A 10436-nucleotide genomic window follows, 5' to 3' on the forward strand; every position below is an offset into this window, starting at 1 on the left:
GTTCTGGCCGTCCGGCCCCGCTACAATCGGGGTTTGCCCTCGAGTTCGGACCGTCATGCAAGACCAGATTCTCCAAGCCCTGCGCCGCAATGCGGTGGACGATGCCGTGCAGCTGGCGCGCGAATGGACCACGGCCGAGCCGGAGCAGCCGCAGGCGCACCGCTGGTTGTCGCTGTCGCTGCAGCAGCAGGGCCAGTTCGATGACGCACTGGCCAGCCTGCAGCAGGCGCTGACGCTGGCGCCGGACAATTCCGACCTGCATCTGCAGCAGGCAGGCCTGCTGCTGGCCCTGCGCCAGTTCGATGCGGCCGGCTCGGCGCTGGACCGCACGGCCGAACTCAACCCCAATGAACTGTCCGCGTACGTGATGCAGGCGCATCTGGCGCTGGCCCGCAACGACGTGGATGAAGCCGATCGACTGACCCGGCTGGCGCTGCGCGTGGACGACGATCATCCGGAACTGGCCGCGCTGTCGGGCATGGTCGCGCTGCGCCGTGGCGAGGTGGATCGCGCGCTGGCCCAGCTCTCGGCAGCCAGCCAGGCGCTGCCCGATGACGCGCGTGTGTTGTATGCGCTCGGCTTCGCCTACCTTGGCAAAGACATGTTGGCCTTCGCCGAACAGGCCTTCCGCCGTGTGCTTGCCCTGAATCCGGCGACCACCGCCCTGCAGGGGCTGGTGGTCCAGCTCGCGCTGCGCCAAGGCAACCTGGAAAGCGCGTCGGACATGATGCACCAGGTGCTGGCTGCGCCCGGTGGCGACACCCCGGCCATGCGCCGTCTGGCCGGGGAGCTCGAACTGCAGGCCGGTCAGCCGTTGCAGGCGCTTGAGCACCTGTTGCCGGTGCTGGCGCAGTGGCCGTCCGATCGCCACACGCTGCAGATGCTGCTGATGGCCTGGCAGCGCCTGGGCCGCGAGCAGCAGGCACGGGAGACGCTGGATGCGGCCTTGGCTGATCACCCGGCCATCCATGATCTGTGGATGGCGCGCCTCACGGTCGAGCCCGTGGGGGGCCCGGAAGCGGTCGCCATCGGCGAGCGCTGGCTGCAGGCCATGCCCGAGCATCTGCCGGCGCTGGAGACGCGCCTGCGCCTGCACGACATGAACAACGAAGAAGACGCGGCCGAAGCCGTGGCCGAGCGCATCGTCGCGCTGGAGCCGGGCCGGGCATCGGGCGAAGTGCGACTGGTCGATGGCCTGCTCGCACGCGACCCGGCCGCCGCCATTGCGCGCGTGCAGGCGCTGCATGACAACGCACCTGAAGAAGCGAAGGCCGGGCTGCGCGCGTGGCTGGGGTCCGTCCAGGACCGTGCCGGCCAGTACCACGATGCGCTGCGGACGTGGGTGGACCTGCATGCGGCCGAGGCACCCCAGCGCCTGCCGCTGCCGCCGCAGGCCAAAGCCCCGCTGAGCTGGCCGGAGCTGGCGCCGGTGGCTGAGGACAATGCCGTCGCCCCGCTGTTCATCTGGGGGGCACCGGGCGCCGGGGTGGAGCGGGTGGTCGCCGCGATGGCAGCCGCCAGCCCGGTGATGCGCGGCGACCGTTTCGGGCCCACGCCGCCCAATGATCCCTTCCAGCGCTACCACACGCTGCAGGAACTCTCGACCGGCAAGCTCACCCCGGAAGCGCTGGTGGAGCAATGGCGCAGCCAGTTGCCGGCCCGAGGCATCGCCGACGGCGCGGTGATCGACTGGCTGCTGTGGTGGGACAACGCACTGCTGTGGGCGCTGCGCCCGCAGCTGCCGGAGGGCCGCCTGATCATCGTGCTGCGTGACCCGCGCGACATGCTGCTGGAGTGGATCGCCTTCAGCGCCCCGGCACCGCTCGCGGTGACCTCGGTGCACGAAGCGGCCGAATGGCTGGCGCGTTCGCTGGCCCAGGTTGCCACCCTGCACGAGCAGAACCTGTACCCGCACGCGCTGTTGAAGATCGACGACATCGGCAACGATCCGCAGGCGATGGCCGAGTACCTCGGCGCCCAGTTCGGCATGCGTTTCCCGCCGGCACCCACGCTTGGCCCGGCCCGCATGGCCCCGGGCCACTGGCGCGATTACCGCGATGAAATGGGCCCGGCCTTCGCGCTGCTGACCTCGGTCGCAGTGCGCCTGGGCTACCCGGAAGCGTGAGGAGACCGGTATGCATCTGAGCAGTGACAGCATCACCAACGGCCAGCCGATCGCCGCCACGTTCGCGGCCGGCAATGCCGAGGGCTTCGCGCCCAACCGCAACCCGCAGCTGGCCTGGCACGACGTGCCGGCCGGTACCCGTTCGTTCGCGCTGTTGTGCATCGACCCGGATGTGCCGACCGTGCCGGAGACGGTCGGCCGCCAGGATCGCACGGTGCCACGCGATCAGCCGCGTGCGCACTTCGCGCACTGGGCGATGGCCGATATCCCTGCCGACGTGCGCGAGCTCGCCGCGGGCAGCTGCAGCGATGGCTTCACCGTGGGGGGCAAGACCCAGCCGGCGGGGCCGGCAGGCAGCCGTCAGGGCCTGAACGATTTCACCGGCTGGTTTGCCGGCACTCCGGACATGGCCGGCCAGTACCTGGGCTATGACGGCCCCTACCCGCCGTTCAACGACGAGCGCGTGCACCGCTATTTCTTCCGTGTGTTCGCGCTGGACGTGGCGCAGCTGGCGCTGCCCACGCCGTTCACCGCCGCGGATGTGCTGCATGCGATGCACGGGCACGTGCTGGCCGAAGCCTCGCTGCATGGCACCTACACGTTGAATCCGGCGCTGGCCTGAGGTGAGGTGCCGACCATGGGTCGGCGCGCGCCCCGGTAGATACCAACCGTTGGTCGGTACTGCGCTATCGGGAGCCGGCCAGCGGCCGGCACCACATCCGGTAGGTACCGGCCGTTGGCCGGTACTGCGCTGTCGGGAGCCGGCCAGCGGCCGGCACTACAGGATGAAGAAGGGCGGCCGGTGGCCGCCCTTCTGCTTTCTTATTTCTTCTCGTTCGCGGACTCGACCACCATGTCCAGCACGTAGGCGTTGGACGAGGCATCGGCCGGCGGGTTGGCGATTTTGTAGCGCTTCACGCGCACCACGTTGCGCACGCCGTCTTCGTGGGTGTAGCCCTCGATGACGTCGTAGAAGTTCTGCCACTCCCCCGGCTCGCCCTGCTTGATGCCGTTGGCGTCGTAGCGGATCTCGCGGGTCTGCAGGCACTGCTTGTCGCGGATCATCGGGTGCGGGCACGGCTTGGTCTGCGCGGCCACTTCCAGGAACACCGTTTCGCCTTCGCCGCCGTAGCGGGTTTCCGCGGTCGGCTCCGGGGTGAACACCAGCACATCGCCCTTGGTGGTGCGCAGGGTCAGCTGGCCGGCATCGCCCAGTTCGGTCTTGAGCGTGCCTTCCAGGCGGCTGCCGACGGCCTGGTCCAGCGCCATCAGGTTCTTGTCCGTGCAGGCCATCATGGTCGAGGCCATCGGCGAGAGGGTCAGCGAACCATCGGCCAGCGTGTAGCCGCCGCCCATGCGGTTGCAGGTGTTGCTGATCGCGATGCGGTCATCCTTGAAATCCAGCGTGACCGGCGTGTCGGCGCGGGCGAACAGCGCATCGATGCGCTTGCCGCTGGCATCGGTGGCCGAATCCAGGCGCCAATGGCTGCCCTGAAGGCGCTGCATGTCCAGACGGGCCACGGCGGCCTGGTCGGCGGCGGCGGTCGGTGCCGGGGCGAGGTCATCGCGGCCGGCCGGGGCGGTGGAGGGGTTGCTGCAGGCGGCCATCAGGGCCAGCGGCAGCATCAGCATCAGGGTGCGTTTCATGTACATCTCCTTGGGAACCTGGGGAAAAACGCCGGCGCATCCACAACGGGGTTGTGCCGGCGCCGGGCCGTTCAGTTGCCAGCCGGCAACCAGAGCAGCAATGCCGCGCCCAGCGCGATGCGGTAAACCGCGAACGCCGTGAACCGGTGCGACTTGATGTAGCCCAGCAACCACTTCACTACGATGAAGCCGGTGACGACCGCGGCAAGGAAGGCCACGCCCACATCGGTCCAGTTCTCGCTGGCAAGCTTGCCGTCCTTGGCCAGTTCCAGGAAGGCATAGCCGCTGGCGGCGAACATGGTCGGGATGCCCACCAGGAACACGAACTCGGTGGCCTTCGCGCGGCGGCTCAGGCCGAACAGCATCGCGATGAAGATCGCCGCCGCCGAACGCGAGGTCCCCGGGAACACACCGGCCACCACCTGCGCCACGCCCACCAGGATGGCGACCTTCCAGGTCACCTCATCGCGCTCGGGCAGGCGCGCGGTGTAGGCCTCCACCAGGAGCATCCAGAGGCCACCGATGATCAGCGCCCAGGCCACCGGGGTGACCGTCTCCGGCAGCTCCCAGCCGGCCAGGCGGACCGGCAGGCCCACCACGGCGGTCACCAGGAAGGCAGTCCCCAACTTGAGCACGTAATCGCGGTTGGCGCGTTCATGCAGGCCGGTGGCCAGGGTCCACAGCCGCTGCCGGAACACCAGCGTGATCGCCAGGATCGCGCCGGCCTGGATGATGATGTTGAAGAAGTCCGAGCGTGCGCCCAGCCAGTGCTGGGCGATCAGCAGGTGGCCGGTGCTGGAGATCGGCAGGAATTCGGTGAGGCCTTCAAGAATGCCCAGAAGGAGGGCGGAGAGCAGGTCGGACATCGGCGGTACTGGAGCTCGCGCAGGGGTGGAATCGGGCAGCGGCGACAGCCGGACGCTGTGGCCAACGTCGCCTGTCGACGGCCCGTGGGCGTAAAGCATAGTGCATCCCGCATCGCACCAAAGGTGTGCATGGTGCAGCGTTTGCACTGCTTTGGTGCGTTCGCGCACGCGCCGCGAGGCGCGCCCGCCCAGTGAAATCAAGGATTTGTGAACGCGGAAAAGTTGGCACGGGGTTTGCTGTATCTACATACGCAATCACCCATCTGAGGTTTCACCGATGTCCGTGGAAAATGTTGAGAAGCTGATCAAGGACAACCAGATCGAGTTCATCGACCTGCGTTTCGTCGATATGCGTGGTATCGAGCAGCACGTCACCTTCCCGGTCAGCATCGTGGAGCCGTCGCTGTTTGAAGAAGGCAAGATGTTCGATGGCAGCTCGATCGCCGGCTGGAAGGGCATCAACGAGTCGGACATGGTGCTGCTGCCGGATCCGTCCAGCGCCTACATCGACCCGTTCTACGCCGACCCGACCCTGGTCATCAGCTGCGACATCCTCGATCCGGCCACCATGCAGCCGTACGGCCGCTGCCCGCGCGGCATCGCCAAGCGCGCCGAGGCCTACCTGAAGTCCTCCGGCATCGCCGAGCAGGCCTTCTTCGGCCCGGAGCCGGAGTTCTTCATCTTCGATTCGGTCCGCTTCGCCAACGACATGGGCCACACCTTCTTCAAGATCGATTCCGAAGAAGCGGCCTGGAGCACCGGTGACAAGTACGATGGCGCCAACAGCGGCTACCGTCCTGCCGTGAAGGGCGGCTACTTCCCGGTCCCGCCGACCGATTCGCTGCACGACCTGCGTGCGGAAATGTGCAAGACGCTGGAACAGGTCGGCATCGAAGTGGAAGTACAGCATCATGAAGTGGCCACTGCCGGCCAGTGCGAGATCGGCACCAAGTTCAGCACCCTGGTGCAGAAGGCCGATGAACTGCTTCGCATGAAGCACGTCATCAAGAACGTCGCCCACCGCAACGGCAAGACCGCCACCTTCATGCCCAAGCCGCTGGTCGGCGACAACGGCAGCGGCATGCACGTGCACCAGTCGCTCTCCAAGGGCGGCACCAACCTGTTCTCAGGTGACGGCTACGGCGGCCTGAGCCAGCTGGCGCTGTGGTACATCGGCGGCATCTTCAAGCACGCCAAGGCGATCAATGCCTTCGCCAACTCCGGCACCAACAGCTACAAGCGCCTGGTGCCGGGCTTTGAAGCCCCGGTGATGCTGGCCTACTCGGCCCGCAACCGCTCCGCCTCGTGCCGCATTCCGTGGGTGTCCAACCCGAAGGCGCGCCGCATCGAAATGCGCTTCCCCGATCCGATCCAGTCCGGCTACCTGACCTTCACCGTGCTGATGATGGCCGGCCTGGACGGCATCAAGAACCAGATCGACCCGGGCGCCCCGAGCGACAAGGATCTGTACGACCTGCCGCCGGAAGAAGAGAAGCTGATCCCGCAGGTCTGCTCCTCGCTGGACCAGGCCCTGGAAGCGCTGGACAAGGACCGCGAGTTCCTCAAGGCAGGTGGCGTGATGAGCGACGATTTCATCGATGGCTACATCGCGCTGAAGATGCAGGAAGTCACCAAGTTCCGCGCGGCGACCCATCCGCTTGAGTACCAGATGTACTACGCGAACTGAGCAACAGGTGACGATGACGAAGGATTTCCCTCCCACCCTTCGTCATCGTCGCCGCCTTGGCGGCTGGGGAGCCGGCAAAGCACGTCGTAGAGCGGACCGTTGGTCCGCTGCACCACCAGGGGCAAGAGAGACCGGACGCGTCATGGGCCCTTCCTCCCTCCCGCGTCACCGCTGGCGTCGCCCTTCGGGCGTCGGCATCGGCGTGGCCCATGCAACGTTCGGCGCAACGACCGGCGGCCATGTGCAAGTGGCCGCCGGTTGACCTGACATCGGCCCCACGCGGGCCGGTTCCATCCACCATCGGGATATGCGCATGAAATTGATCTCCGCCATCATCCGGCCGTTCAAGCTCGACGAGGTCCGCGAGGCCCTCTCCGACGCTGGCGTGTCGGGCATCACCGTGACCGAAGTCAAAGGCTTCGGGCGCCAGAAGGGCCACACCGAGTTGTATCGCGGCGCGGAGTACGTCGTGGATTTCCTGCCGAAGATCAAGATCGAGACCGTCGTGACCGACGATCGCCTGGAGGCCGTGGTCGAGGCCATCCAGACCGCAGCCGGCACCGGCAAGATCGGCGACGGCAAGATCTTTGTCACCGCGGTCGAACAGGTCGTCCGCATCCGCACCGGCGAAATCGGCGCTGACGCGCTCTAACCCCACTCGGAGCCCACAATGAAGACCTCTTTGTTCACCGGGTGGCAAGCCCGGTTCCATGCCGTGTGCCTGATGATGTTGCTCAGCGCGTTGGCCGTTGGTGCCTTCTCCAGCAGCGCGCACGCCCAGGCGCAGGTCACGCCGGTACCCTCGGAGACGGTCGCGGTCGAGCCGCTGCCGGCCACGCCCGGGGCCACCGCCGCGCCGGTTGCAGAAACGTCCGCCGCCACGTTCGATCACGGCGATGTCGCCTGGATGCTCACCTCCACCCTGCTGGTGCTGCTGATGGTGGTGCCGGGCCTGGCCCTGTTCTACGGCGGCCTGGTCCGCTCCAAGAACGTGCTGTCCATCCTCAGCCAGATCCTGGTGGTGTTCTCGCTGGTGCTGATGCTGTGGGTGGCCTATGGCTACAGCGCGGTGTTCAGTGAAGGCAACGCCTTCTTCGGCTCGTTCACCCAGTTCGCCTTCCTCAAGGGCTTCGGCCCGGACACCGTCGGCAACACGCCGATCGCCGGCCTGCCGGATTATCTGTTCGTCGCCTTCCAGTCGACCTTCGCCGGCATCACCACCGCCCTGATCGTCGGTGCGTTCGCCGAGCGCATCAAGTTCAAGGCCGTGCTGCTGTTCTCGGCCCTGTGGTTCACCCTGAGCTACATCCCGATGGCGCACATCGTGTGGGGCGGCGGCTATCTCGGTGAGATGGGCGCGATCGATTTCGCCGGTGGCACCGTGGTCCACATCAATGCCGGCGTGGCTGGCCTGGTGGGCGCGTACTTCGTCGGCAAGCGCATCGGCTACGGCCAGACCGCACTGAAGCCGCACAACGTGCCGTTCACCTACATCGGCGCGATGCTGCTGTGGGTGGGCTGGTTCGGCTTCAACGCCGGCTCGGCCGCCGCCGCCGACACCGTCGCCTCGCTGGCCTTCATCAACACCATCCTCGCCACCGCTGCTGCGGTGCTGGGCTGGACCCTGGTCGAAGCAGTCAGCAAGGGCAAGCCGTCCGCGCTGGGCGCTGCCTCCGGCGCCGTGGCCGGCCTGGTCGGCATCACCCCGGCCTGCGGCACCGTGGGCCCGCTGGGCGCGATCGTGATCGGCCTGGTCGCCGGCGTGGTCTGCGTCTGGGGCGTCACCGGTCTCAAGCGCCTGCTCAAGGTCGATGACACCGCCGACGTGTTCGGTGTGCACGGCATCGGCGGCATCGTCGGGGCACTGCTCACCGGTGTGTTCAGTGCGCAATCGCTGGGCGGCACCAAGGCCGATCTGGACATCGGCCACCAGGTCTGGGTGCAGCTGGTCAGCGTCGGCTTCACCATCGTCTGGTGTGCCGTGGCCACCGTGCTGATCCTGCTGGTGGTGCGCATGGTGTTCGGCCTGCGCGTCACCGAAGAAGCCGAGCGCACCGGCCTGGACGTCACCTCGCACGGCGAATCGGCCTACGAGGCCTGAGCCGCGCGATGCCGCATTAGAAACGAGAGAGAGCTGCTTCACCTTCGCCGGCGGCCTTCGGGTCGCCGGCTTTTTTGTGGGCGGCCCATAAGCCCACATGCCCTGACCGGCGTCACGCTTTCACACGCGCGTTTTCACACACGATCCGACCAACGGTCATTTCCAACCCTGTTTCCGGCGGCCCGATTGGCTTACAGTGCGCGCGCCAGCGGCCATCGCGTCGGCTGGCCCGGATTCTTTCCAAGGAAGAGCGTAATCGTGCAACAGGGACGTAATGAACGCAGCCGTGCGCTGCGCTGGCGACTGACTGTGGGTGTTGCAGTGGCCATGGGCTGCCTGCCGGCCGCCGTGTGCGCGCAGGTTGCCCCACCGGATCAGGAACTGCTGCGCCAGCAGGAACGCGAGCGGGCCCTGCGTGAACAGCAGGAGACCACACCGGACGTGCGCCTCCAGGCCGCGCCGGAAGAGGCGGTGGGTCGCCTGCCGGCTGCCGAATCGCCGTGCTTCCCGATCCAGCGCATCGTGCTGGAGGGGGAGCTGGCCGATCGCTTCCGCTGGTCACTGCGCGCGGCTGATCCGAGCGACGATCCGGCCACCGGCCGTTGCCTGGGCACCGGCGGCGTGGACATCGTTATCAAGCGCATGCAGAACGCGATCATCGCGCGGGGCTATGTGACCACCCGCATCCTGGCCGCACCGCAGGACCTGAAGACCGGCACGCTGACCCTCACCGTGGTGCCGGGTCGCATCAACGCCGTCCGCTTCGCCAGCGAGGAAGGGCGTACGCCCGCCCTGTGGAATGCGTTGGCGGTGGGCCCGGGCGATGTGCTCAACCTGCGCGATATCGAACAGGCGCTGGAGAACCTGCAGCGCGTGCCGACCGCCGCAGTCGACATCCAGATCGCCCCACCGCAGGAGGGCGCACAGGACAAGCCCGGTGAAAGCGACCTGGTCATCAGCTGGGCGCAGCGCACACCGGTGCGCGTGAGCCTGACCCTGGATGACGCCGGCAGCCAGTCCACCGGCAAGCTGCAGGCCGGCGCCACGCTGTCGCTGGACAACCTGGCCGGGCTGAGCGACCTGTTCTACTTCAATGCGGGCAAGTCCGTGCTCAACGGCAGCGACCGCGGCACCGACAGCTGGTCCACGCACTACAGCGTGCCGCTGGGTGGGTGGCTGCTGGGTGCCAACGCCAGCGAATACGACTACCAGCAGACCGTGGCCGGTGCCTACGAGAGCTATGAGTACAGCGGCTCCAGCCGCAATGCCGAGCTGCGCCTGACCCGCATGCTGTTCCGCAATGCGCATGCCAAGACCAGCATGCATGCGCGCGGCTGGTACCGCGAATCGGACAACTTCATCGACGACACCGAGATCCTCGTGCAGCGCCGGCGCATGGCCGGGTGGGAGCTGGGGATCGCGCACCGCCACTTCATCGGCAAGGCCACGCTGGATGCGAACCTGGCCTACCGCCGCGGCACCGGGGCGTTCAACGCGCTGCAGGCACCAGAAGAGGGCTTTGGCGAAGGCACCGCGCGCGGCAAGGTGGTGACCGCCGATGCGCAGCTCACCGTGCCGATGCAATGGGGCCGCCAGGCACTGCGCTACACCGGCAGCTGGCGTGCGCAGTGGAACCGTTCGCGGCTGGTGCCGCAGGACCGCTTCTCCATCGGCGGCCGCTACACCGTGCGCGGCTTCGACGGGGAGCTCTCGCTCACCGGTGAGCGCGGCTGGCTGCTGCGCAACGAGCTGGCCGTCGCCATGGGCGGCGGTGTCGAAAGCTTCGTGGCCGTGGACCATGGCCAGGTGGGCGGCCCCTCGACCGAGTGGCTGCTCGGCGACCGCCTCACCGGCATGGCGCTGGGCCTGCGTGGCGGCTCGCGACACGTGCAATGGGAAGGCTTCGTCGGCAGCCCGCTGCACAAGCCCGATGGCTTCCAGACCGCCTACACCACGTTTGGCATGAACCTCGGCGTCTCGTTCTGACGCCAGCTGTACGGCCCTGCGCGC

At 67.5% G+C, this 10436-nt stretch carries 8 protein-coding genes; 6 read left to right on the forward strand and 2 right to left on the reverse strand.

The annotated features are described in order from the left end of the window. The first annotated feature begins 55 nt into the window (after positions 1 to 55). Both AC06E9_RS17735 and AC06E9_RS17740 read left to right on the forward strand, forming a co-directional pair. Entirely contained in the window at positions 56 to 2125 is a 2070-nt protein-coding gene (locus tag AC06E9_RS17735; RefSeq protein WP_152153829.1) for a tetratricopeptide repeat protein, read from the forward strand. A 10-nt stretch (positions 2126 to 2135) separates the two neighbouring features. Further along, on the forward strand, positions 2136 to 2747 hold the full coding sequence (locus AC06E9_RS17740; protein WP_478056528.1) for a YbhB/YbcL family Raf kinase inhibitor-like protein: 612 nt from the start codon (positions 2136 to 2138) through the stop codon (positions 2745 to 2747). A 200-nt stretch (positions 2748 to 2947) separates the two neighbouring features. Here the strand turns inward: AC06E9_RS17740 and AC06E9_RS17745 are convergent, their stop codons facing one another. Both AC06E9_RS17745 and AC06E9_RS17750 read right to left on the reverse strand, forming a co-directional pair. Next, the gene (locus tag AC06E9_RS17745; RefSeq protein WP_478056529.1) at positions 2948 to 3772 is read right to left on the reverse strand and encodes a DUF4377 domain-containing protein; all 825 of its coding nucleotides are present in this window, start codon (positions 3770 to 3772) and stop codon (positions 2948 to 2950) included. A 71-nt stretch (positions 3773 to 3843) separates the two neighbouring features. Further along, positions 3844 to 4638, reverse strand: a complete 795-nt coding sequence (locus tag AC06E9_RS17750; RefSeq protein ID WP_121044001.1) for an undecaprenyl-diphosphate phosphatase — start codon at positions 4636 to 4638, stop codon at positions 3844 to 3846. A gap of 277 nt (positions 4639 to 4915) precedes the next feature. Between AC06E9_RS17750 and glnA the strand changes: the two genes are divergently transcribed. From glnA to AC06E9_RS17770, 4 genes are all read left to right on the forward strand, one after another. Then, entirely contained in the window at positions 4916 to 6325 is a 1410-nt protein-coding gene (glnA, locus tag AC06E9_RS17755; RefSeq protein ID WP_121044004.1) for a type I glutamate--ammonia ligase, read from the forward strand. A gap of 313 nt (positions 6326 to 6638) precedes the next feature. Continuing rightward, positions 6639 to 6977 (forward strand): P-II family nitrogen regulator, encoded by a 339-nt coding sequence (locus AC06E9_RS17760; RefSeq protein ID WP_019184907.1) that lies wholly within the window; start codon positions 6639 to 6641, stop codon positions 6975 to 6977. 18 nt (positions 6978 to 6995) lie between these two features. Then, positions 6996 to 8426, forward strand: coding sequence for an ammonium transporter (locus AC06E9_RS17765; protein WP_478056530.1), 1431 nt, complete (start codon positions 6996 to 6998; stop codon positions 8424 to 8426). Positions 8427 to 8753: 327 nt separating this feature from the next. Then, entirely contained in the window at positions 8754 to 10412 is a 1659-nt protein-coding gene (locus AC06E9_RS17770) for a ShlB/FhaC/HecB family hemolysin secretion/activation protein (protein ID WP_478056537.1), read from the forward strand. The last annotated feature ends 24 nt before the right edge of the window (positions 10413 to 10436 follow it).

It is taken from the genome of Stenotrophomonas sp. Steno-Z10-BAI (assembly GCF_056393115.1).

Bases quoted from the DNA above. Each gene is read 5' to 3' on its own strand.
- AC06E9_RS17770 (WP_478056537.1), top strand. From the start codon at position 8,754: ATGGGCTGCCTGCCGGCCGCCGTGTGCGCGCAGGTTGCCCCACCGGAT.
- AC06E9_RS17760 (WP_019184907.1), top strand. From the start codon at position 6,639: ATGAAATTGATCTCCGCCATCATCCGGCCGTTCAAGCTCGACGAGGTC.
- glnA (WP_121044004.1), top strand. From the start codon at position 4,916: ATGTCCGTGGAAAATGTTGAGAAGCTGATCAAGGACAACCAGATCGAG.
- AC06E9_RS17745 (WP_478056529.1), bottom strand. From the start codon at position 3,772: ATGAAACGCACCCTGATGCTGATGCTGCCGCTGGCCCTGATGGCCGCC.
- AC06E9_RS17750 (WP_121044001.1), bottom strand. From the start codon at position 4,638: ATGTCCGACCTGCTCTCCGCCCTCCTTCTGGGCATTCTTGAAGGCCTC.
- AC06E9_RS17735 (WP_152153829.1), top strand. From the start codon at position 56: ATGCAAGACCAGATTCTCCAAGCCCTGCGCCGCAATGCGGTGGACGAT.
- AC06E9_RS17765 (WP_478056530.1), top strand. From the start codon at position 6,996: ATGAAGACCTCTTTGTTCACCGGGTGGCAAGCCCGGTTCCATGCCGTG.
- AC06E9_RS17740 (WP_478056528.1), top strand. From the start codon at position 2,136: ATGCATCTGAGCAGTGACAGCATCACCAACGGCCAGCCGATCGCCGCC.